Origin of the sequence: Dyadobacter sp., from assembly GCF_039919315.1 — a bacterium.
In the GTDB taxonomy this organism is placed as follows: domain Bacteria; phylum Bacteroidota; class Bacteroidia; order Cytophagales; family Spirosomataceae; genus Dyadobacter.
In genome coordinates, this window is sequence record NZ_JBDSFX010000045.1 from 1 (window position 1) to 22181 (window position 22181).

Consider the following 22181-nt stretch of genomic DNA (forward strand, 5'->3'; position numbering starts at 1 on the left):
GCATCTGTACCGGAAACTGGAACCCTGCCGTAATGCCGGGCACTTCTTTGAGCGCTTCCCCCATTTTTTCAGATAGTTCAGGGAAAGTTTTAGCGGACGTCCAGTCCTTTTTATCTTTCAAAATCACCATCATATCACTGGCCTCCATCGGCATCGGATCGGTGGGTACCTCGCCGCTTCCTATCTTGGTGACTACTTTTAGAACCTCCGGAAACTGAGTTTTTAGGATATGCGCTGCCTTTTGCGTGTTTTCAATGGTCGTCGTCAGGCTGCTCCCGGTGAGCACGCGGGTATCAACGGCAAAATCACCTTCTTCCAAAGCCGGAATAAATTCTCCACCGAGCGTAGTCAGCAAGTAAACAGCCGATGCAAACAGGACCAGTACCGATAGGAGGATCATTTTGGGATGGCGGATTACACCTTCGAGTGCGTAGCGGTATTTTCTTGCCAGCCTTTCCATGATCCTGTCAGAAAATCCAGGCTGGGTTGTAATTTTCTTGCTTAGAAAGACCGTGCTCATCATCGGAATGTAGGTCAATGATAAAATGAACGCGCCCAGCAATGCGAAGGCGACGGTTTGCGCCATGGGCTTGAACATTTTCCCCTCAATTCCTTCCAGTGTAAAAATGGGCAAATATACAATCAGAATAATTACCTGGCCAAAAACCGCGCTGTTCATCATACGATCAGCAGATCCATTGACCTCGCCGTCCATTTGCTGCTGGGTAATGCGCGGTAAACCAGCAAATTTCTTATTGTGTGTGACTTGATGCATGACCGCCTCCACAATGATGACAGCCCCATCCACGATCAACCCAAAATCCAGCGCGCCGAGGCTCATCAGATTTCCGCTTACGCCAAATGTGTTCATCATGATCACCGCGAAAAGCATTGCGAGCGGAATTACCGAAGCCACCAGTAAACCCGCCCGAAAATTCCCCAGAAACAATACCAGCACAAAAACTACGATCAATGCGCCTTCCAGCAGGTTTTTCTCAACCGTGCCAATCGCATTATTGACCATCTTGGTCCGGTCCAGAAACGGTTCGATGACAACACCTTCCGGCAGCGTTTTCTGAATCTGGACAACTCGCTCTTTTACGTTTCTAATTACTTCACTGCTGTTGGCGCCTTTCAGCATCATCACCACCGCACCGGAAACCTCCCCTTTGTCATTATAGGTCATTGCGCCATAACGCGTCGCAAAGCTAGTTTTCACTTCGGCTACGTCCCTGATAAACAGGGGCTGCCCATCCGCCAAGGATTTGACTGATATATTTTTAATGTCTTCCAGGTTTTCTACCAAACCTTCGCTGCGAATGTAGAGCACAGTCGCCCCTTTTTCAATGTACGCGCCCCCGGTGTTCTGGTTATTGTTCTCTAACGCCGTAAAAACATCATTGATCGTGATGCCGTATGATAAAAGTTTTTGCGGGTCGATCTCGATTGAAAACTGCTTTAATTTCCCTCCGAAGCTGCTTACTTCCGCCACTCCCTTCACGCCCAGTAGCTGCCTGCGCACAATCCAGTCCTGAATTGTACGGAGGTCAGTTTCATTGTAACGGTGCTCAAACCCTTCTTTCGGTCGAACCACATACTGATAGATCTCGCCCAGCCCGGTACTGATCGGCCCAAGCTCCGGCGTACCGATCCCTTTCGGGATTTCAGTCTGTACCTTTAAAAGTCGCTCGGAAACCTGCTGCCTTGCCCAATAAATATCAACATTGTCATCAAAAACAATGGTTACGAGGGATAATCCGAATCTTGAAAAGCTTCGGATCTCCTTCAAACCTGAAATATTGTTATTGGCCTGCTCAATAGGAAAAGTAACCAGTCTTTCGATGTCGGTAGCGCCAAAGGAAGGCGCAATCGTGATCACCTGCACCTGATTGTTGGTAATATCCGGTACGGCATCGATAGGGAGCCGGGTCAGCTCGTAGCTTCCGTAGCCTACCAGTGCCAATACAAACAAGCCCACAATGAGCTTGTTTTTTACAGAAAACGCAATGATTTTATTGAGCATAACAATCCGTTTCGACCATGGGTTAAGGTTCAGTATTTTTATCAGGTCTTTTTGGGCACCAACACAAACTTGTTTTTAACCGCAATAGCCTCTGCGATCTTGGCGATCACCAGGGTCGGCACTTCAATTTTGTGGTCTGCAAGCTTCACCTCGAAATCTGATGTCAGCGTAATTTGTCCACCGCTGATCAACATCTGACCTTTGATACTGCGGTTTTGCTTTACACCATGCATATCCAGCGAGCCATCTGCATGGACAGGGTAAATCCCGTCTTTGCTGTAATCAACCGCTTCTTTAATTTTTCCCGTAAAAACTGCTGCCGGATATTGCTCGGTTTCCATGTAATTTTCATTGAAGTGTTCTTCCATGAGTTTGTTTGGGAAATGAAAATTTCGCTGCTGTATTTTAATGGCAATTTCACCGTTTGCTGTGTTCAGCATCACCAAAACCTGTTTGTTGACTGCCGCAATATTTTCGAGTGGCGTTTCCGAGAAAAAACTCGTTTCACCCGCCTTGGTCATATACAATTGACCGTAGCAGGTAATGGCTAAGAGCTGGCTGATCATTAGCGCCAGCATGATTTTAAATGTTTTAGTATCCACTGGGTTTGCTTTTTTTGCTTTTGTCAAAACTGAATGTCCGCGACACATTAAAGCCATAGAAAATATCGCCGCTGCTCCATTTTCCGGTTGTTTGTCCGATAAACTGTTTTTCGATCATCCCCCTTGAATTCGTCAGGTGCAGCTGGAACACGTGGCCGCCGGTCTCAATATCAAAACCAAGTGAGAGCGTATTGGTGAACTTCGGGTCTCTTTGGGTGGTACCAGTGACGGTTTTCGGCGTGTACCAGTATTCGACATTAAACGAAGTCCGTTTGGTCAGCTTATAGCGGCCGCCCATTCCCAATGCGTAAAGGTTATTGGCGTCTATCTGGTTCTCTGCAAGGTTCCGGTGCATGACCGTGGGTGTCAATTGCAGGGAAAGTTTTTCGCTAAACTTGCGGGCAATCAACGCCTGAAAAGTGTAAGTCTGCCGCTGAGCAATCGTGTAAAATGGAAGGTCTGTCGAGGAAGTACTGGAATTATTTGCATCGCTGGCAAACAGGGTAACAGACACCGGCACGTTTTTGAATCCCGAAGACTGTCTTAACAAGCGGTATTTGGCAAAGACATCAATGGTTTTCTGGTAACTGCTCCTGCCGATACCGACCATCAGACGGTCCGTTAAGCCATATTCCAAAGCCAGCCGGATCTGAGATTCGTCCAGCCCGAAGAAATTATTCGCTCCCGAGTTGACTGCGCCAAACCGGTGAGAAATGATAAAGTCCATATTGTTTTTCCCGACCGTCTCCACAGAATGCCCGTTGATGATCCGGGTGCCTTTGAAGGTGGCCGCGCTGTAATTGGTTGCTGAATCCTGGACCTGGTCGAGCTCTTTTAACAGATCCTCCTGTGCGAAGGCGCATGAACTGATCATGGCTAATGCGATAGCTAAGTATATTTTCATCCTGATCAATGGTTAGGCCGTGATGGTCAAAATACTGTCTATCAGGCTTGTAGTGTACACCCTGATCCCTTTTTTCCCTTCGCTGTTCAACCCTTTTCCCGCATTGTCATATTTGGCGCCGTGTGCGGTGCAGTAAAAATGATCTGTCTGATACATGATTTCGTTTTTGCCCTCATGGCTGCATGTAAGCGTAGCAGCAATGTATGCGCCTGTATTGCTTCTGGCGATCACGACGCCGTCTTTGATTACATACCCCCCGTTGGATTTCAGGGCCGAATTGGCCGGATCTGTCAGGTCCAGGGTCAGGTTGGTAGGCTCCGGGCTCACCCGGTCATTGGTGCAGGATTGAAGGTGGCCTGCAAAATAGACGGCTGCCAGTGCCGATCCTGCAAAGCCCAGTTTCTTTAAAAACTCGTGGCGGTTAATATTGTCAGCGTTCTTTACGAGGCTCATAACTTTGGATCATTAATTTATTGTCTGAAAGACATCACAAATTTAGGTTTTGCTGCCTTAGCGTTTCCTCAAGATTTTCTTAAGGTTCGCTTAAGATTTGATAATCCGGACCCATTTTCCTGTGACAAACCATGATACCAATTCCGTGGTAGTCAATTCTGGACCCGATTTTGTACCTGTGCAAAGCTACCTGTGAACGCTAAAAAAAAGTTGCACGTGATGGATGTTAAGTTGTATAGATCACAGTTATCCCGCTGAGCAGCACAATTCACTTTAAACCAACAAGATCAAAAAGACAACGAAGCTGTCGTCCCTGCCCCGGGCTGACTATTTATGCTGAACCCGATCCCCAGTAGCTGGCACATTCTCTTGACAATAGAAAGTCCAAGCCCGTTTCCTTTAATGTGCGGGTGTTCCAAGGGATTGGAGCGATAAAACGGTTCTTGGATTTTCGGGATCTCATCTACGGCGATCCCGATGCCCTGATCGATGACAGAATAAACAATTTCTGTATTCAGCTTTGTGATCTGTATCGTAATGCTTTCGTTTGGGGTAGAGTATTTGATGGCATTTGAAATCAAATTCTCTACAATAATATCGACCATATACGGATCACTATATACGTCACAGTGCTCTCCGCTTTTCATCTCGACGGAAAGTCCTTTGTTGAGAATGTGGACCTGTTGTCTTTGCAGGATTGTTGCTGACAATTCTGAAAGATCAATGATCTGAGCGTCCAATGCCTTTTTCTGGCTTTCAAATCTGGCCAGAAGCAGTAGCTGATCCACCAGGTAGCTGATCCTGTCGATTTCTTTGATACAGTAAGCGACCTTGTCAACATACTCCTGAGCCGACCGCGGCTTACGTATCAATACTTCCAGTGTTCCTTTAATCACTGCGAGCGGGGTCCGCAATTCATGCGACGCATCTGAAGTAAATTGCTTTTCACGCGCCACTGCATTTGCGATCCGGTCCAGCAGGTCATTGATGGTGACCACCAACTTACCAAGTTCGTCTTTGCCCGGCGGCAGTGGTATGCGGGCTGTCAGGTTTTGATTGGTTATTTTTCCGGCAGTGTCAATGACGCTCAGTACGGGCTGTATGCTTTTGCCCGCAATGAGCCTTGTCACAAAAAACAACACCAGCAGCACGATCGGAAAAGCAATCAGCAGCACATTTTTAAGCGTGCCCAAAACCCGCTCCGACTCTGCTATTGGAATGGCAACGACCAGATAACCAGCCAGTTTATCGCTTTCTTTCAGTGCTACCTGAATTTGCGCAATAGAAAGCCCTTTCAATTTACTTCGAAAAAAAACTTTGTCTTTTTGAGATAGATCCGCCGTCAACGCATCTTGTTTCAGGTTAGGGGATTTCTCAATGACAACCCCGTTTTGATCTGTAATTTGTACAAATACCGGATTGACTTCCAGCTCCCGATGCTCTCTTTCAAACCACTCGGCCTTATCAGCAATGTAGGGTGCACTATCCTTGATACCGACCTCATAAAAATGTTTGTCAGCTTCGAATGTGATATCTTTTCGCAGACCATTAAAAACCGCAAGACTGACGACGTAATAAATCACAAAAAAAATGACGGCCACCAAAAGCGCCGTGCTTAGCGTGAAGTTGGAAGCGATCTTATTTTTATAGGAACTGATCATGATATGGGTTGCGCGATCTCTTTTGCGATGTAGCCCATCCCGCGGACTGTCTGAATGTAATCTTCCTCTTTGGCCAGTTTGAGCTTTTTTCTCAATGAGTTGATATACACATCAATTACGCCTGTATTATACTCAAAATGAATGTCCCAAACGCTTTCAATGATTCGTGTCCGGCGACAAACTTTCCCTTTGTTTCTTAATAAAAATTCAAGCAAGCCAAATTCCTTTTGCGTAAGCTTTATTTCTTCCTCTCCTTTAAATACCTGGTGCGACTGTGTATCGATGCGGATGGGGCCAAGTGTAAATTCCGCCTGTTCGCCGCTGGCAGGCCGCAGCTGTACTTTGATCCTCTCGAGAAGCTCATCAAAACTGAAAGGCTTTTTGATGTAATCATTGGCTCCGGCTTGCAGCCCGAAAATAGTATCCTGAACGGTATCGCGGGCAGTAAGAAATATCACCGGTGTCTTGGCAAAATGTTTTCTGAATTCCCGACAGATCTCTACACCGCTTTTGCCAGGAAGCATCCAGTCTATCAACAGCAGGTCATAATCTCCGGTAAGCGCCATATCCAGGCCTTTTTTTCCTTCCAATGCAGAATCCACTGCATACGATTCTTCCTCTAACCCCTGCTGAAGAAAACTCAGTATACCTTTTTCATCTTCGATTATCAGGATTCTCATAGGACCTAATTTACTTTTTTCGCCAGACGTAAATGTAAGTGAATTGACACTAACCATAGCTGCAAAATAAGGGGCACAAGTCTATAAACAATCTTAAAGATTTCTTAAGATTGTCTTAAAAAATGTTTTCCATATATCTGATAGTCATCTTGCATTTAATATCAGATAAGTATTACAGCCTTGATTGGTAATCAATTCTCTAGGTACCGGACGTTTGGAATGGCTAACACCTATTCCTCGCAAAATCACCTTAGCTCCTACCGGTCTCTGAAAAGCTGTAATTCAATTGCCCGGGGCGCAGATCGGTCTCTGATTTGTTAGCAGCGATTTGGCTCATAAGGTATGTACTTCATCTGACCTTTCCCTCTCCCAGCCTTTTATAAAACCAATGTTTCAGTATTTCAGCACTAAATAAATACACGGTAACAATACCCAATAAAACGATGTAGAACCTGAATGGCACTGGCGCGAATCCCAGGTTGGCTGCGATGGGGAGCCATGGAATAATAAGGGCGACCAAAGCAACCAGTACTGTTGCACCTAATAGATATTTTCCGGGTTGGCTCTTAAAAAATGGCTTCCGTGATCGTACCACCAAAACAATCAGAGAGGCAGATACGACTGATTCGATAAACCAGCCGGTTTGGAATTCGGTCTCCCCTGCTTTGAAATAGTAGAGAAGAACACCGAACGTCAGATAATCAAAAACTGAGCTTAAAATACCAAAAACAATCATAAACCGCTTGATGAATGCGATATCCCACTTCCTTGGCTTCTTGATCCATTCCTCATCTACAGTGTCGGAGGCGATCGTCATAGCCGGAAAATCGGTGATCAGATTCGTCAGCAATATTTGCTTTGGCAGGAGTGGTAAAAATGATAAAAACAATGACGCGCCAGCCATGCTGAACATATTGCCAAAGTTGGCACTGGTGGCCATGAAAATATATTTCTGGGTATTGGCAAAGGTGCGACGGCCCTCTTTTATGCCTTCGATAAGAACGTTTAAGTCCTGATCTAACAGCACGATATCAGCCGCCTCTTTGGCAACATCCACTGCGCTATTGACAGAAATCCCCACATCCGCGGCATGTAATGCCGACGCGTCGTTAATACCATCGCCCATGTAACCGACCACTTTCCCAGCTTTCTTCAAAGCAAGAATAATACGTTCTTTCTGATTTGGTTCTGCTTCCGCAAAAATATCCGTTTTCAGTACCTGATGCCGTAAAGCATCGTCACTCATGTGCCTGAGATTCTCGCCCGAAAGCAGGATCGCATCCTTGATTCCAATTTTATCAGCCATACTTTTGGCCACAAGCAAATTATCCCCGGTAATGACTTTCAGGCGTATGCCAAGGTTAGAAAGATTTGTAATCGTTTCACTAATTCCTGCTTTTGGTGGGTCGAACAAGGTCACAAAGCCGGCAAAAACCATGTTATTTTCATCCGCCTTATGAATCGGGCCGTTGTTTTCCCAGTTCCTGTATGCAACGCCAAGCGTGCGGTAACCTAATGCACTAAAACTTTGGTAATGCTTATTAATTTCTTCCATAAGGGATGCTAATGGTACTTTTTCTCCCTTTTCGTTCTCAGCCTGGCTGCAAACCGCAAGCACCTGGTTTACAGCACCTTTTGTCACCATCTGAACGAAACCCGCCATCGCTACCAGCAAAGTCAGTCTTTTCCTGTTGAAATCGTATGGAATTTCATCCAGCCGCTGCGCCAGCTTGAAACCGGGAATATCAACTCCGGAAATCGCTTCATCGACTGGATTTTTAAATCCCTGCTGTAACCCAGCATTCACTTTGGCAAGCATCATGATTTTCAGGCTCCCCACGCCAAAACAGTCCGTTGCCTGATAAACTTTGACCTTACCTTCTGTTAGTGTTCCCGTCTTATCTGAGCACAAAACATCCATACTGCCAAAATTCTCGATGGAGCTCAACCTTTTGACAATGACGTTTTTCTTTGCCATTTTCCTGGCACCCTGCGACAAGTTTACCGTAATGATCGCAGGCAGCAGCTGCGGTGTAAGTCCAACAGCAATGGCCAGGGTAAACAAAAATGAATCCAGTACAGGTTTGTGAAGGAAAACATTGATTCCAAAAATCACAATGACCAAGAACATGGTAATCTGCATCAGCAGGTAACCAAACTTCTTAATACCGATTTCAAACTCTGTCAAAGGATCCCTACTTTTCAAGCTCTGGCTAATGTGTCCAAACCCAGTGGAGCTTCCGGTAAACATCACCAGTACACGAGCCGAGCCACTTACGACATGAGTGCCCATAAAAACTGCATTCGAACGTTTTGCCAAAACTGTTTCAGCAGGTAAAATTCCCGGCATCTTATCAACCGGAAAAGTCTCGCCGGTAAAAGCCGCTTCATCTACAAATAATTCATTTGACTCAATAATCAGGCAGTCTGCAGGTACCACGTCTCCTGCATCAAGTTTCACCACATCACCCGGAACGATATCTTCTATCGGGATTTCCTTTTCGATCTGATCTCGTACCACAGCCGCTGTAATCCGCACCATGGCCAAAAGCCGGGCAACCGCGCTTCCGGCAGCCCTTTCCTGCCAAAAACCCAGACTGCTACTGATCAGTACAATGACAAAAATGATTACCGCATTGGTTTGATCACGCAAAAAATAGGATAATGCAGCGGCAAGCAGCAGGATAATGGTGATCGGACTTTTGAACTGGTTGAGAAACAGCAAAAAATCGGTTTGATGGTCTGCCGATGCGATGCTATTGGCTCCGTATTGTCTTTTGCGCTGGTCAATGTCTTTCTCCCCCAGCCCGGTCGGTGTGGAGTTGACCTGTTTGAACGCCGTGTTCGGATCCATTGACCAGAACGCAACCTCCCTATTTTCGCTACCTGTATTTTTCATTTTAAATGATGATGATCAAAATCAGACCAACCAGCCTATTTTACTTTTAACATACTTGCATTTATTGCAACTATAATGGTACTGACAGCCATCAACGCAGCACCGACCGCAGGATTTAACAAAATTCCCCAGCGGTAGAGCACGCCGGCAGCCAAAGGCAAGGCAACAATGTTGTATGCCGTGGCCCAGATTAAATTCTGGATCATTTTGCGGTGCGTTGCTTTACCAAATAAAATAAGGCTGACAATGTCTTTCGGATTACTGTTTACCAACACAATGCCAGCAGTTTCTGCGGCAATATCACTGCCGCTTCCTACGGCAATACCAATATTGGCCTGTGCCAAAGCGGGCGCATCATTTACACCATCCCCTGTCATGGCAACAAACGCACCGCTTTTTTGCAGTTCCTTTATTTTTTCAAGCTTCTGCTCGGGCAATACTTCGGCTGTGAAGCTGTCCATAACCAGGGTCTCGCTCACACTTTTGGCAACCTTCTCATTATCACCAGTCAATAAAACAGACCTGATATTATTTGCTTTCAATGTTCGGATAGCGGCTGCTGATTCCGGCCTGATCTGATCAGAAAGAGCAATATATCCTGTTAATTCGTTGTCGATTATCAGATACACAACGGTTTCGGTATCGTTGGTTTCCAGGTCTTTCACCGTCATGTTATGTTCTCTGAGATACCCCGGACTAACAACCTGCACGCTTTTGCCCTCGACCATTGCCTGAATTCCCTGTCCGGTAATAGCGTTGAAATTCTCGGCAGCCGGCATGTTAAGGGAAAGATCTTTTGCTTTTTGTAAAATACCGGTGGCAATGGGATGCTCGGATTTTTGCTCCAATGATGCGGACAATCTAATGATCTCATTTTCAACTATTTCCTTTTTGAGTGAAACCACTTTTGAAACCTCGAATTTGCCAATCGTGAGCGTGCCTGTCTTATCAAATACAACGGTTGTAATTTTCCGCGCATTTTCAAATGCCGATCTGTTGTCGGCAAGCAGCTGCGTCTGTGATTTGGCTTTTTGCGCATCATGGACGAGCTTGATCACCTTGGACAGATACGAATCTTTGGCTGCATGGGACACCGTTACTTTGATTGCACCATTCCCGTTGATAGAACCTGCGATCACCTTATCCCCACTTATCCTTTTGACCGGTTTCGATTCCCCGGTCAGCATGGATTCGTTCAGATAACTTTCACCTTCTGAAACCAAACCATCGGCCGCGATCCTTTCACCGGGCTTTACAAGAATAATATCGTACTGCTTAAGGGTATCCGTTTTTACTTCCTCCACCCTATAGCCGACTACCTTATGGGCATCGGAGGGCATCAGCCGTACCAGTAATTCGAGCTCTTTTGAGGCACCGGCAATGGACTTCATTTCAATCCAATGACCCAGCAGCATCACTAATATCAGCGTTGCCAGCTCCCAGTAAAAGTCCATACCATTTAGGCCAAATACCGTGGCCGTACTGTACAGATATGACACCGTAATCGCAAACCCGATCAGGGTCATCATGCCCGGATTTTTTGCTTTCAGCTCAGTGACCAGTCCTTTTAAAAATGGCCAGCCTCCGTAAAAAAAGACCACGGTTGACAATCCGCACAGGATATAAGATGAACCCGCAAACTGCCAATTTACTCCCAAAAACTGCTGAATCATTGAAGAGAGCGCTGCTATGGGTACCGTAAGTGCCAAAATGACATAAAAGCGCTTTTTAAAATCCGCAATCATCATCCTATGGTGATCCGCTCCGCCCATGTCGTGCATTTGATGCATGGAATGTTCCATCTTGTGTTGTTCTGTTTTGGTCACTTTGTCAATCTCACGACCTCTGCTTGGTGACCGTTGTTTTCTTCGGCATTAGGACAGCAGCCCTTTCGGTTCATTACCTTATTGTAAAAGACGATATATAAATGGCCTTATGTCTTATACCAAACAGAATAAAAGTTGCATGAATCACGGTTTTTCAAATGGCATCCGCCGGACAGATGTTGCGGGGTTTATTTCAAAAATCCTTGTCTTGAAATGGTCCCCGTCAAATGCAGATCAGTGATATATGCAACTTTCCTTAGCGCTTTCGCAACAATGCCCACAAAAACAATCTGACCTTTATTAAAACCTGAATTGAACTAATAGCTTGACCGGATTAAACCTCGCAGGCTTCGATATGTCAGGATGGATAATCAATATTCCAGCTTAATTCAAACTCATGAATAGCAAAGACAAAAGTGATCGGGAGCGTGGCTCGGAAATGGAGAAAGAAAAGGCACATATCATTGTTGAAATCATCGAATATATCCCCCACGCCGTGGTAAGTCGCACCATCATAAAAAAGTCAACCGGAAACATTACCGTGTCGTCCTTTGCAGCCGGCGAAGAATTGGCCCAAAAGTATTCCGCGTTTGACACCTATATTCAGATTATCGACGGGGCAGCCGATATAACTATAGACGGAAAAATCCACAAACTCAAACTCGGTGAAGGGATCATTATTCCTGCTCATAAATCAAGTTCTATTTCCGCAGAAGAACAATTCAAAATGATTTCGACGGTGATCAAAAGCGGGTATGAATGAACTAAAACAGTGCCGGGCGTCATGTAAGTTGGGATACCCTACCTTCCGATGCAGTACTATCTGCTATGAACCTGGCAATAATCCTCCGGAAGATGTGCATCCCCAGAAACTATATTTATTGTAAAATATAACGGCTGATGTTAAAGGGCAGAGGTCTTTCATTTTTAAAGCGAGAGGGTTTCCCCTCCCGCCTTCAGTTTAGTCTACAAGCGAATAATCGTATTCCACTACAAGCTCATTGTTTACTGTCACAACCCCGGGAGCATTCCAGGCGACACGACCTGCCTCTTCTTTCTGATACCAGGAATCAACATCGCCCGTTAGGGTCACCTTTGTGCCATCCACCTTGACATGAATATCCTGTTCTTTAATAGACCAGTTCCTTGCCAATGCACTTTCTATTCCCATTTTCTCAATCTCATCATGTGTTTCAGATTTGATTGAGATCAGGTTGGATATGCCTTTCACGCCTGCCAGTTTTTTAACGATCCTTTCAGCTGCTTCTCGCTGGTAATTCCAGTTAAATTCACCTTCAAGCGTAATCCAGCCATTTTCAACTTTTACAGTCACTTTGTCGTTGGGGATTTCCCAGTTCCATTTATAAGCATTTAAAACTTCATTGGCCAGATCGTTATCGTCCCGGTTATAAAGGTTGCTATATGTTTTGATCTCAATTTCTTCAACCACAACTTTTACGCCCGTAACCTTTTTTGCAGCTGCCTCCGCTTCCGATTTTTTGGCGTAACTATCAACGGTTCCGGAAAGTGTAACAATGCCGTCTTTGGCTGTAACTCCTATTTCGGCAGCCCTCAACAACGGTTCCCATTTGATAGCATCCTGAACGTCTTTCTGCAAATCTTCATTGGTTTTCATCATTTCTTCATTTTATTGGCAATAGTGTTATTACCAGGGTAAAGGTCAGTCAACGCGCGGCTGATAACTTACATTCTTAAGGCTAAGAGTTGCATCAATCACTGCTTTCAATTATTGTTTTGCGGATGGCCCCTTTTCTCTTCCAATGAATACATCACTATATTCCCTATACGCAAAACCATACAGCGCTTTTTTCTCCATAGTTTTCCTGAAATTTTATTTTCCATGGCTCGTTTTCACAACCATTTAGAGATTGGTTTATCCTTGATGTCAAGTGTTAAACAGGCCTGTCAAAAAGTGACATCAATCGCAGAATTGGTGGTCGATCCAGCTACTAAATTGTGCATTGCTCCAATACCAACCAGAATCTCATTGCTTCTTCCAACGATCTGATATGGAGAGTTATATTGCAAACAATGAAAATCACCCGATTGCGAGATTGCGTTTTGAAACAGGATGGTTTCCAATTTATCGTTGTAAAATTGGACGACCCGCGGAGATGCGTATCCGCCAAATTTCAATACCGCAACCAAGTTATTTACGGAACCTGTAAGTGGTGTATAAGACCTGATTTCAAATTCGTCATAGGCACGGACAACCTTGTAGTTTGATTGTACCGGGCTACTACGAAAAATGCCCAGGTACAGTTGAAACGCCATAAAAAAACCAATGAAGATTAAAATAATGATAATGCGTGTTTTCATCACCTTATGAAGTTAATGTACCAGAAATAAGAAGCGCGCTATAAAATACAGCCCGCTTCTTTCCCTATCACTTAATAAGCATAGTCGATTTCCAGTTCGTTTTTAACGGCTTCCACGCCCGGCGCATTCCAGGCGATACGGCCGCACTCATCCTTCTGGTACAGTGAATGAACGGTCCCGCTTAAAGTGACCATGCTTCCCGAAACTTTAATCTTTACCTCATCGTCATCAATCGAAGCATTTCTTTCAATCGCCTTTTCTATGTCTCTTTTTTCGATGCTGTCTTTGATTTCTGACTTAACAATCAGGCTATCTGTTACGCCAAGAACGCCCAAAAGACCTGTAACAGCTTTTTTTGCCGCTACTTTTTGATAGTTCCACTCAACCTCTCCATCCAGGGTCACCCATCCGTCTTCCACTTTAACCTTTACTTTTTCGTCAGGAATCTCCCAGTTCCATTGGAAAGCGTTGATAATCTCTCTGGCCACGTCGCTGTCATCTTTTTTACCGAAGTTGCCATATTTGATTTCAATTTTTTCAATAACCGCTTTCACACCCGCTACGTTTTTTGCTGCTTTCTCCGCTTCGGATTTTTTGGCGTAGTTGTCGACCGATCCTGTTAGCGTGATGATCCCGTCTTCCGCCATCACACCTATTTCCGCTGCATGAAGTAAAGGTTCCCATTTAATGGCATACTGTACATCCTTCTGCAATTCTTCATTGGTTTTCATAATTTGCGTATTTATGGTTATAAATTAACTGCACAAAGGGAGCGATTTGGCCCAACAAAAAGTTATACATCAGCTAGCAAGAGTTGCATCAATCACATATTAATCCTATGCTGGCGTACATCAAGTTGGCTTACTATACTGTGGAAAGGCCCTTTTTTCATTTTGACCTAGTTGTGCTTTTTGTACAAATCTCTGCTCTGCGGCAACAGCGCCACAATTAGAATCACGATTGCAAAACACATGTAAAAGGTATGCAGCCAATGCACGGCATGAAGCAGGACCATTTCAACCTGGATCCAGATAATTACCGCAAACGCCTGATAGATAACAAAGCTCCACTGCCAGCTCATATCTTCGAAGATATTTAACCGGTCAGCAAACGGGCTGTTCACCTTTTGTAGTAAGGCATAAATCAATAAAAACGGAAATACGCCAAGTACAAAAAACAAGAGAATTCCGGGAATCAGAAAGGTTTGAAACCCAGATGATGCCAGCATTGATAACGGCATCCCAATTAGCGCACCAGTTGGAGAAAGGATCAATACGCCTCCGCCAAATATTGCTCCCAGGCCAAGGAAACCCAAGAGTGAAATAATAATATTTCGTGTAGTTAATGGCTTCATTGTTTTGGTTGTAAGTGCATGAAAAGTCGTTGAGCTATCTGGTTAACCGCGGAAAAAGCGCTCGACCGGACGCCTGAGCGATACCGGCTCAGGATAAGCCTTCAAATAGCCGGTCCTTAAAATAAACTGGACCGGCTGGCCCATTCCCATGGAACTGACAAGTTTTTGACGCGTGACAGCTTCTTCCAATAGCTGAGTCATCGGATGCAGGGCGATGTTTTTTTCCCTGACATTCAGAAATAGCCGCTCCATCCGCCTGCCCGCTTCAAGCAGCGAAGCAACAGAATCGTCATTACTGGTGATCAATAGCCATCCGGCAGCGTGGGCCACCTGATTTCTGACTTTGTCGATGCTCTGCTCGCGGAATGTCTTTTTCATCACATCTGCTTTGTCATAGAAGTTCCGTAGAAACCAGCCAGCGATCCCTTCAATTTCCATCCCTGCCGTGGTAAGTCCGTCGCGGTATTTTTCTGCATCTCTACTTGAAAAACGGATCCATTCCGATAATTCCTTCTGCGCTTCATCGCGGTAAGATTGTATCCGGTTGGCTTCAATGGTTTGTTCACTGAGCCAGTGGCACTGTTTGGAGGTATTGGGTATAAAATGAATATATTCTGCATCGGTACCGATCAGGAATTTGACGTCGTCATTTTTTAATACCTCATTACCATAGTGCGACCGTACGGTCCTGCGCTGCTTTATTTTCTCAATATCATACACCTGGACCGTTGATTTTGCCAACCTGACCTCCACCACACTTTCTTCCTCGTTGGTTGCAGCCAATAAAACAAAATCACAATCATAACCCAGGTTTCCGGCTGCATATTCCAGATTTTGCAAAAAAGCCCCAATGGATAACATGGTTTCGCGTTGCGTTGGGTCAACACCATTGAGCCATTTGGTTTTATCGTTGCCAATGATCCAGTGATAAGGTTCGATATACTTCACAAACCAAGGCTGCGTATTGTGTCCGCTTGGGGCCAGCGAAGCCAGGTATAATATCGCTCTTTCATCCAGGGTCAACGCCGTTCCTCCCGGCTGGTCAGTACGATCAGACCTGATATAATTGCTTTTATCACTGAGAGAATAACCGGTAACCCCTGCCAACGCAACGGTTCCTGCTGCAAGGGATATGAATTTCTTTCGGTTCATCAATATTTTTCGCATAACAGGTTGTTAACTGTGAACCAATGCTGTCACAGGTTGCAAAAGTTGCAGTTACCGAAAGGCTAAGTGTTGTATGCTGCTGCCTTATTCTTACACATTTCACGCTTTACCTGCCTGAGGGACAGGGAAAACGTGAGGAAAAAACCCGGCGCTAGCCTGTGGTTGTCAAACCTGTGATTCATGCAACTATTAGCTACTCCCATGTAAATTTTCCGCTTCCAGATCTCTCAACTTTGATGATAGGATCAGGCTAAAAATGCTCATCAAATGAATAATCCATTTAATCCATTATTCGACGCTCCATCAGTTTGCGATTTCACAGCCACGCTGGCACATGAAATACGTAATCCATTGGCCACAATCGATCTGTCTTTGGAGCTGATGCTCGCGGATTGTAAAGGTGATGACCTGAAAGTTTATGTCGATATCATCAAACGCAGCACGGACAGAATTAACAATCTGGTCAACGATATGATCAAAAACCGCAGCGTGGATGAAACGCAAGTGGCGAACCAGTCTGTGCATCACCTGCTTGATGAAGTGGTAGAAATGGCGAAGGACAGGATTTCGCTGAAAAATGTCAAGGTGTACAAAGAATACGATCCAGTTGACTATATTATCGCTTTAAACCGCCCGAAAATGAAGATTGCCCTCACCAATATCATTGTTAATGCCATTGAAGCAATGGACTCACAACTGGGAGAATTGAAACTAATTACAATGCCGATTGCAGGAAAATACATTGTTAAGATTGAGGATAACGGATGTGGCATCAGCGAAAAAACCCTGAAAAACATCTTTCAAAGCGGTTTTACGAATAAGCCCGGTGGCATGGGAATCGGATTGGCTGCAACCTACAATATTCTTGAATCCAATGATGTGAAAGTGCATGTAGAATCACAGCTAGGATCGGGTACCCAGTTTTTCCTGCTATTTGATAGAAGTTAAAAATCTCATCCCGCCTCAGAAGAAATTCTTAAAAAACGCAACTAAAGAATTATTAAGGCCATTTACCGTAAGTGAATCATGTTCAGGCATTCCGGATCGCATCGTACGCCAAATCATGATCTGAAATTGGCCACCCTGCTCGGTCTTACGGCCGGGTTTGTTAATGCCGAAGGGTTTTTAGGATTCTCTGTCCTTACTACAAACATCACTGGCCATGCTGCACTGCTGGCAGAAGGTATTGCGCAACAAAACTGGCAAAATGCACAGGTCATCTTTTTATGGATGCTGCTATTTCTTGCCGGTGCTTTTACATCCGGAATATTCCTGTCTCTTTTGGGCGCTTATCCACGTTTCTCGTATTCCATCCCGATCCTGATCGAAACTACCATCCTTTTCTATTCTGCAGTCCATGGATCCCAATATGATGGGACCATCCTATCCAAAATGGTCTTTGCAGGCAGCCTGCTCTTTGCAATGGGGCTGCAAAATGCACTGGTTTCAATGGTTTCTGGTTCAGTGGTAAGAACCACGCATCTTACGGGTACATTTACGGATCTGGGCATTGAACTGGCGCAACTGGTAAACACCAAAATTAATGACCGTAAAGGTATTCTTTCGAAGATAAAACTCAGGCTCTTTATCATCTGCTCCTTCATGTCAGGAGCGGTAGCCGGTGCTTATCTGTTTGATAGCATTGGATTTAAATCGTTTTTTGCTCCGGTTGCAATTTTGACATTTGCGCTACTATACGATATATTCAGAATTAATGTAAAGCGCTACTATCGAACAACTTCAAAAGTTCTTAGACGGGATAGCAGGTAGTATCAGGCGCAGCGCACTGCAATGAGGTTGCGGAATCCAATAAACAGGTCAAAGGGGAAAATCAGGCTTACCCCAATTTTCCCCAAAATGCGTCTGCTACTTAATAATCGGTATCACCCAAAACACGCTGGCCTGAATAACACTGTTTTTGAAGTCCGGGCTAATTTCTCCTCCTGAAAAGTCTCCTACCTTCGACAATCCCGCCATGTAACGAACCCCTACCCCAATCCCTGCATCGGATTGGTACCCCAGCCCTGCACCTGCAGATACATCCAGGTTCTTTGCAAAGTTGTTAATTGGCTGGTCCGGTATACTTTCGGAGAGCCTGAAACCAGCCTGAGGCCCAGCTTCAATATAAAATCCATTGGCTATCCTGAATTTTAGCATGATCGGAATATTCAGATAATTGATCTTAAAATCCTTCTTGCTTCCAGCGCTTTCAACCTTGGCTCCCTGGGTAGAAAATAGCACCTCGGGTTGAATCGAGAAAATTGCTCCGAAACCGAAATTCAACATGCCTCCTAAGTGGTAACCCACTTTTGCATCTGAGTTAATATCTCCACCTGAGTAATTGCTGACATTGATGCCGGCCTTCGGTCCAAAACTAAATGTCTGGGCAAAAGAGAATGTGCCCAATGTGAACAGCACCACGGTAAATAGTAATTTTTTCATCTTGTTATTCGGTTTAATAAAAATTGATTTGCCCTTACACGTGTAACGGTCAAGTAAGAACTTCGCTCCACCTGGCTGTCTACTGCCTGCCGCGTTGACGACTCGTAATTCATTGAATAAAAAACATTTACGAGTTAGAAAACAGCAATTGGCACGGTTGTGGTGGCTAATGTTGTACTATCACAAAGCTTGCGGGTTTAAACCTGGTAAGTGTTATACATAAATTTTCATTAGTTGCATCGATCACAGATTGGCAAATGGATTTTTGCAATTTTTCACTAATAAAATTACCTCCACATATCACTATGATACTGTACATCAAATACATGGTCAGCTTGCGATGCAAAATGCTGGTGAAAGAAGAATTGGTCAAATTAGGACTTCACTACGTTATCGTTGATCTGGGAACCGTTGAGATACTTGAAGATATTACCCAAGAGCAGCATGACGAACTCAAAAAAAACCTGCTCAGGTCTGGGCTTGAACTACTGGATGACAAAAGAGGCATTCTGATAGAAAAAATAAAGTCGGTAATCATAGAAATGGTCCATTATGCCGAAGAACTGCCTGTAACCAACTACTCGGATTACATCAGTGAAAAACTAGGCTATGACTACACATACCTTTCAAACACTTTTTCGGAGGTAAAAGGAATAAACATTCAACAGTTCATCATCCTTCACAAAATTGAAAAGGTAAAGGAATTGTTGCTATATGAAGAGCTCAATTTAACTGAGATAGCTTACAGACTGCATTACAGCAGCGTATCGCATTTGTCTAACCAATTCAAAAAAATTACCGGTTTGTCACCGTCCTACTTTAAAAAGCTTAAAATGAAAAGAAACGACAATCTGGAAAATATGTAAGATGTGTAAGAACTTCTGGCACTTGTGTAAGTTTTAAAGCCCCTATTAAACAGACCTTTGCAAACCAGATTCTTATGAAACCGGACCATCTTAGATTTAAAACATCATGAAACCAGAAAAACTGCAGCGTGTTACTAAAATCATCCAGGCACTTAATGCAAATTTGAAAATCGATGAAAATAACGCCGACACTTCAAAACAGGAAAATGTGATCAGGAAAGCGGCAAAAAAGCTCTATGAAGATTTCATGCACATAGCGAAAAAGAAGCTGTCGAAAGAAAATAAGTTGTTTGCATTTGAAATGAAAAAGCAGCTCAAAGAGGCCAGACGTGCCGAAAGATCACTTACCGTTGCCACGCTGCTTAAAAACAACGTCGAACTGGCCTGACCGAAAGGCTGTCCGGTTTCTTGATCCCGACCTGATTGCCACTGACAGACGGGCCGGTGCGATTCTACGCTTCAAACACCTCACCCACCCGACGTGCTGAATCATGACAAAACCCAAAGAAGCCAAAAAATCCTTGCAGCCCGACTATGATTCCGAAGCTGCCAGACTTGAAACGGATAACAACCTGAAAGAAAAAGTAATAAATGCCCTGCAAGCCAACGCATTTATTAACTGCGAAAAAATCAGTGTCCGCGTAGCCGATCGCCTCGTATTCTTAGAAGGAACTGTGCATCTGCAACACGAAAGAATTGCTGCCCAGCAGTGCATCAGGGATATTTTCGGCATCAGGGCGGTGATCAACTACCTCACTTATCACAATGAAAACGCTCAATAATGAAAACCCGCCGGATATTTTTTGCCTGAAATACATTCTTAAAATCCTGTTCAGGAAAAGGAGGTAATTATTATTACTTCCTTTTTTTGCATTAAATAGCCCAAGAGAAGAACAAAACAATTACTATCAGTATCCAAAACCCGCATTGTAACTACGATCACAATGGAGTATGACGAAAGTCAGCTTTTAGGGCCGTATATGCACTTACCTTTCGTATAAGTTCAAAATCTCCGGTTCAAGCGGCCGGAAGCACCCGACATAGTAATTTACAACCACCTTCTGAATTTGAATATTATGGTACTCTACATTAAAAACATGGTCAGTTTGCGCTGTAAAAACAGGGTTCAGGCAGAACTTGCAAACCTGGGACTGGAGTTCAAAAAAATTGACCTGGGTGTGGTCCAATTGTCAAAAAAAATAACAGTAACCCAGCGTAAATGCCTGATGGATAACTTGCATGGCTCCGGACTGGAACTGCTGGAAGATAAACGAAGCATCTTAATCGAAAAAATAAAAAATGTGATCATTGAACTCGTTCATTACACCGATCATCTCCCCAAGAACAACTATTCCGACTACATCAGCAATAAGGTCGGTTATGACTATACCTATTTATCAAATTTATTTTCCGAGGTTAAGGGAATTGATATACAGCATTTTATAATCAACCACAAAATCGAGAGGGTCAAGGAACTACTTCAATACAAGGAACTTAACCTGACAGAAATCTCCTACAAACTACATTACAGCAGCGTCTCCCATCTTTCGAACCAATTTAAGAAAGTAACAGGCCTATCTCCATCCACCTACATGCATCAAAGTCAAAAAAGGTGGAATAATTTGGAAAACACGTGAAAAGTGTAACTTCTGACATTTTATGTATAAGACTTCCGGCGTAAAGTCATCGCAACTTTATGCGTCTTACAAAGACTAAACATAGGTTCGAGCAAAATCAGGATTTACGTTTATAGACAATAGTTAGTTGTCTTTCCATCGCACATCTTCTTAAAATCTAAATATTATGGGAATCGGAAAAGTATTATTCGGCATGCTGCTTGCCAGCTCAGCTGGGCTTGCAATCGGGTTATTATGTGCCCCTGACAAAGGTTTGCAGACCAGAAAAAGAATACAACAGAAAGCAGAAGACTTCCTTGAAGAGGAAATTATTGGTTATAACCGTATTGTCTGTAATGTGAAAACAAAACTTGATGAAATTTTGACTGGGGTATCCATCAAAGCTCCTGATGGTACGCACCAATGGGCAGATACGGACCAAAAAAATGAAATCATCATTTAGCCAAACATATCATACTGCTTAGGAAACTGTGGTTTCTTTTCTCAAACCGACATAGGTAGCGCAGTATTAAGAAAAATTCAGGATGCGGCTTAAAACCAAAAATCATACTGCACACGCCAGACAAGGCATAAGCATACATCATGCGCTCTTTTGCATTGTAGTTATATTGACAAGTTGTAAAAAAGATCCGCAAAAGCTAAAACCTTCCCTGGAACCTGTCACTGAATCGGTGTATGCCTCGGGTATCGTAAAAAGTAAAAATCAGTATCAGGTTTACGCTGCTACCTCTGGCATTCTGAGCAGGGTTTTAGTCAGCAAAGGAGACATCGTTTCCAAAGGAACGCCGTTGATGCTTATCACAAATACTACGGCCAAATTAAACACCGAAAATGCATTACTGAATGCGCAGTATTCCTCATCCGTTGCCAACAAAGAAAAGTTTGATGAATTGTCGATAGCGATCGGACTTGCCAAAACAAAGCTGGACAACGACCTTTCCCTAATGCAAAGGCAGAGAAACCTCTGGGCTCAAAGAGTGGGCACGCGCAATGACCTGGATGCGCGACAGCTTGCTTATACCAGTTCGGCAAACGCACTGCAAACCGCAAAACTCCGCTTTGCAGAGCTGCAAAAGCAAATCCGTTTCCAGCAGAAACAATCACGTAAGACACTGGAAATATCAAAAACTACATCAGGAGATTATACCGTCAGAAGCCAGCGGGACGGAAAGGTGTATGATATTTTGAAAGAAGCAGGCGAGATGGTCAATACTTTAAACCCCGTTGCGCTGGTAGGAGATGCAAATGATTTTTTATTGGAATTGCAGATCGACGAATATGATATTACAAGAATAAAGGTGGGGCAAAAAATGCTGCTCACGATGGA

The 22181-nt window shown here is 44.1% G+C and carries 23 protein-coding genes; 9 read left to right on the forward strand and 14 right to left on the reverse strand.

The window, feature by feature from the left end:
• The 8 genes from ABIO93_RS11915 to ABIO93_RS11950 form a co-directional block, all read right to left on the reverse strand.
• Window positions 1-2023: CusA/CzcA family heavy metal efflux RND transporter (locus tag ABIO93_RS11915; RefSeq protein WP_348067819.1), on the reverse strand; the 2023-nt coding region annotated here is incomplete at its 3' end.
• A gap of 41 nt (window positions 2024-2064) precedes the next feature.
• Window positions 2065-2625, reverse strand: coding sequence for a YceI family protein (locus tag ABIO93_RS11920; protein ID WP_348067821.1), 561 nt, complete (start codon window positions 2623-2625; stop codon window positions 2065-2067).
• Window positions 2615-3529 carry a DUF5777 family beta-barrel protein gene (locus ABIO93_RS11925; protein ID WP_348067823.1) on the reverse strand — a complete coding sequence of 305 codons (915 nt, stop codon included), beginning with the start codon at window positions 3527-3529 and terminating at the stop codon, window positions 2615-2617. Before ABIO93_RS11925 ends, ABIO93_RS11920 begins: the two co-directional genes overlap by 11 nt.
• A gap of 12 nt (window positions 3530-3541) precedes the next feature.
• A complete protein-coding gene (locus ABIO93_RS11930; RefSeq protein WP_348067825.1) occupies window positions 3542-3982 on the reverse strand; it encodes a Rieske 2Fe-2S domain-containing protein in 441 nt (146 codons plus the stop codon).
• A gap of 287 nt (window positions 3983-4269) precedes the next feature.
• Window positions 4270-5643, reverse strand: a complete 1374-nt coding sequence (locus tag ABIO93_RS11935) for a HAMP domain-containing sensor histidine kinase (RefSeq protein WP_348067827.1) — start codon at window positions 5641-5643, stop codon at window positions 4270-4272.
• Window positions 5640-6323 (reverse strand): response regulator transcription factor, encoded by a 684-nt coding sequence (locus ABIO93_RS11940; protein ID WP_348067829.1) that lies wholly within the window; start codon window positions 6321-6323, stop codon window positions 5640-5642. Before ABIO93_RS11940 ends, ABIO93_RS11935 begins: the two co-directional genes overlap by 4 nt.
• A 349-nt stretch (window positions 6324-6672) precedes the next feature.
• Window positions 6673-9222: a magnesium-translocating P-type ATPase gene (mgtA, locus tag ABIO93_RS11945; RefSeq protein ID WP_348067831.1), complete on the reverse strand. Its 2550-nt coding sequence runs from the start codon at window positions 9220-9222 to the stop codon at window positions 6673-6675.
• Between the two features lie 35 nt (window positions 9223-9257).
• On the reverse strand, window positions 9258-11024 hold the full coding sequence (locus ABIO93_RS11950) for an HAD-IC family P-type ATPase (protein WP_348067833.1): 1767 nt from the start codon (window positions 11022-11024) through the stop codon (window positions 9258-9260).
• Window positions 11025-11445: 421 nt separating this feature from the next.
• Here ABIO93_RS11950 and ABIO93_RS11955 point away from each other — a divergent pair, with 421 nt between their 5' ends.
• The gene (locus tag ABIO93_RS11955; RefSeq protein ID WP_348067835.1) at window positions 11446-11811 is read left to right on the forward strand and encodes a cupin domain-containing protein; all 366 of its coding nucleotides are present in this window, start codon (window positions 11446-11448) and stop codon (window positions 11809-11811) included.
• 198 nt (window positions 11812-12009) lie between these two features.
• Here ABIO93_RS11955 and ABIO93_RS11960 read toward each other — a convergent pair whose 3' ends face one another.
• The 5 genes from ABIO93_RS11960 to ABIO93_RS11980 form a co-directional block, all read right to left on the reverse strand.
• Window positions 12010-12687, reverse strand: a complete 678-nt coding sequence (locus tag ABIO93_RS11960) for a BON domain-containing protein (protein ID WP_348067837.1) — start codon at window positions 12685-12687, stop codon at window positions 12010-12012.
• A gap of 287 nt (window positions 12688-12974) precedes the next feature.
• Complete coding sequence (locus tag ABIO93_RS11965; RefSeq protein WP_348067838.1) at window positions 12975-13388, reverse strand: heme-binding protein; 414 nt, start codon at window positions 13386-13388, stop codon at window positions 12975-12977.
• Between the two features lie 71 nt (window positions 13389-13459).
• Window positions 13460-14119 carry a BON domain-containing protein gene (locus tag ABIO93_RS11970; protein ID WP_348067840.1) on the reverse strand — a complete coding sequence of 220 codons (660 nt, stop codon included), beginning with the start codon at window positions 14117-14119 and terminating at the stop codon, window positions 13460-13462.
• Window positions 14120-14286: 167 nt separating this feature from the next.
• Window positions 14287-14742 (reverse strand): hypothetical protein, encoded by a 456-nt coding sequence (locus ABIO93_RS11975; protein ID WP_348067842.1) that lies wholly within the window; start codon window positions 14740-14742, stop codon window positions 14287-14289.
• 42 nt (window positions 14743-14784) lie between these two features.
• The gene (locus tag ABIO93_RS11980) at window positions 14785-15909 is read right to left on the reverse strand and encodes a hypothetical protein (RefSeq protein ID WP_348067844.1); all 1125 of its coding nucleotides are present in this window, start codon (window positions 15907-15909) and stop codon (window positions 14785-14787) included.
• A 267-nt stretch (window positions 15910-16176) separates the two neighbouring features.
• Between ABIO93_RS11980 and ABIO93_RS11985 the strand changes: the two genes are divergently transcribed.
• A complete protein-coding gene (locus ABIO93_RS11985; protein ID WP_348067846.1) occupies window positions 16177-16857 on the forward strand; it encodes a HAMP domain-containing sensor histidine kinase in 681 nt (226 codons plus the stop codon).
• A gap of 78 nt (window positions 16858-16935) precedes the next feature.
• Complete coding sequence (locus tag ABIO93_RS11990; protein ID WP_348067848.1) at window positions 16936-17679, forward strand: YoaK family protein; 744 nt, start codon at window positions 16936-16938, stop codon at window positions 17677-17679.
• Between the two features lie 96 nt (window positions 17680-17775).
• Here ABIO93_RS11990 and ABIO93_RS11995 read toward each other — a convergent pair whose 3' ends face one another.
• The gene (locus ABIO93_RS11995; RefSeq protein ID WP_348067850.1) at window positions 17776-18351 is read right to left on the reverse strand and encodes a porin family protein; all 576 of its coding nucleotides are present in this window, start codon (window positions 18349-18351) and stop codon (window positions 17776-17778) included.
• Window positions 18352-18656: 305 nt separating this feature from the next.
• Here ABIO93_RS11995 and ABIO93_RS12000 point away from each other — a divergent pair, with 305 nt between their 5' ends.
• The 6 genes from ABIO93_RS12000 to ABIO93_RS12025 form a co-directional block, all read left to right on the forward strand.
• Window positions 18657-19217: an AraC family transcriptional regulator gene (locus ABIO93_RS12000; protein ID WP_348067852.1), complete on the forward strand. Its 561-nt coding sequence runs from the start codon at window positions 18657-18659 to the stop codon at window positions 19215-19217.
• 106 nt (window positions 19218-19323) lie between these two features.
• Window positions 19324-19605 (forward strand): hypothetical protein, encoded by a 282-nt coding sequence (locus tag ABIO93_RS12005; RefSeq protein WP_348067854.1) that lies wholly within the window; start codon window positions 19324-19326, stop codon window positions 19603-19605.
• A gap of 103 nt (window positions 19606-19708) precedes the next feature.
• Window positions 19709-19999: a BON domain-containing protein gene (locus ABIO93_RS12010; RefSeq protein ID WP_348067856.1), complete on the forward strand. Its 291-nt coding sequence runs from the start codon at window positions 19709-19711 to the stop codon at window positions 19997-19999.
• Window positions 20000-20293: 294 nt separating this feature from the next.
• Window positions 20294-20854 carry an AraC family transcriptional regulator gene (locus tag ABIO93_RS12015; RefSeq protein WP_348067858.1) on the forward strand — a complete coding sequence of 187 codons (561 nt, stop codon included), beginning with the start codon at window positions 20294-20296 and terminating at the stop codon, window positions 20852-20854.
• Between the two features lie 166 nt (window positions 20855-21020).
• Window positions 21021-21296, forward strand: coding sequence for a YtxH domain-containing protein (locus ABIO93_RS12020; protein WP_348067860.1), 276 nt, complete (start codon window positions 21021-21023; stop codon window positions 21294-21296).
• Between the two features lie 166 nt (window positions 21297-21462).
• The coding region (locus ABIO93_RS12025) for an HlyD family efflux transporter periplasmic adaptor subunit (RefSeq protein ID WP_348067862.1) at window positions 21463-22181 on the forward strand (719 nt) is incomplete at its 3' end.

Coding starts and splice junctions, on each gene's coding strand:
- ABIO93_RS11925 (WP_348067823.1), bottom strand. CDS start 3,529: ATGAAAATATACTTAGCTATCGCATTAGCCATGATCAGTTCATGCGCC.
- ABIO93_RS11930 (WP_348067825.1), bottom strand. CDS start 3,982: ATGAGCCTCGTAAAGAACGCTGACAATATTAACCGCCACGAGTTTTTA.
- ABIO93_RS11935 (WP_348067827.1), bottom strand. CDS start 5,643: ATGATCAGTTCCTATAAAAATAAGATCGCTTCCAACTTCACGCTAAGC.
- ABIO93_RS11940 (WP_348067829.1), bottom strand. CDS start 6,323: ATGAGAATCCTGATAATCGAAGATGAAAAAGGTATACTGAGTTTTCTT.
- mgtA (WP_348067831.1), bottom strand. CDS start 9,222: ATGAAAAATACAGGTAGCGAAAATAGGGAGGTTGCGTTCTGGTCAATG.
- ABIO93_RS11950 (WP_348067833.1), bottom strand. CDS start 11,024: ATGGAACATTCCATGCATCAAATGCACGACATGGGCGGAGCGGATCAC.
- ABIO93_RS11955 (WP_348067835.1), top strand. CDS start 11,446: ATGAATAGCAAAGACAAAAGTGATCGGGAGCGTGGCTCGGAAATGGAG.
- ABIO93_RS11960 (WP_348067837.1), bottom strand. CDS start 12,687: ATGATGAAAACCAATGAAGATTTGCAGAAAGACGTTCAGGATGCTATC.
- ABIO93_RS11965 (WP_348067838.1), bottom strand. CDS start 13,388: ATGAAAACACGCATTATCATTATTTTAATCTTCATTGGTTTTTTTATG.
- ABIO93_RS11970 (WP_348067840.1), bottom strand. CDS start 14,119: ATGAAAACCAATGAAGAATTGCAGAAGGATGTACAGTATGCCATTAAA.
- ABIO93_RS11975 (WP_348067842.1), bottom strand. CDS start 14,742: ATGAAGCCATTAACTACACGAAATATTATTATTTCACTCTTGGGTTTC.
- ABIO93_RS11980 (WP_348067844.1), bottom strand. CDS start 15,909: ATGCGAAAAATATTGATGAACCGAAAGAAATTCATATCCCTTGCAGCA.
- ABIO93_RS11985 (WP_348067846.1), top strand. CDS start 16,177: ATGAATAATCCATTTAATCCATTATTCGACGCTCCATCAGTTTGCGAT.
- ABIO93_RS11990 (WP_348067848.1), top strand. CDS start 16,936: ATGTTCAGGCATTCCGGATCGCATCGTACGCCAAATCATGATCTGAAA.
- ABIO93_RS11995 (WP_348067850.1), bottom strand. CDS start 18,351: ATGAAAAAATTACTATTTACCGTGGTGCTGTTCACATTGGGCACATTC.
- ABIO93_RS12000 (WP_348067852.1), top strand. CDS start 18,657: ATGATACTGTACATCAAATACATGGTCAGCTTGCGATGCAAAATGCTG.
- ABIO93_RS12005 (WP_348067854.1), top strand. CDS start 19,324: ATGAAACCAGAAAAACTGCAGCGTGTTACTAAAATCATCCAGGCACTT.
- ABIO93_RS12010 (WP_348067856.1), top strand. CDS start 19,709: ATGACAAAACCCAAAGAAGCCAAAAAATCCTTGCAGCCCGACTATGAT.
- ABIO93_RS12015 (WP_348067858.1), top strand. CDS start 20,294: ATGGTACTCTACATTAAAAACATGGTCAGTTTGCGCTGTAAAAACAGG.
- ABIO93_RS12020 (WP_348067860.1), top strand. CDS start 21,021: ATGGGAATCGGAAAAGTATTATTCGGCATGCTGCTTGCCAGCTCAGCT.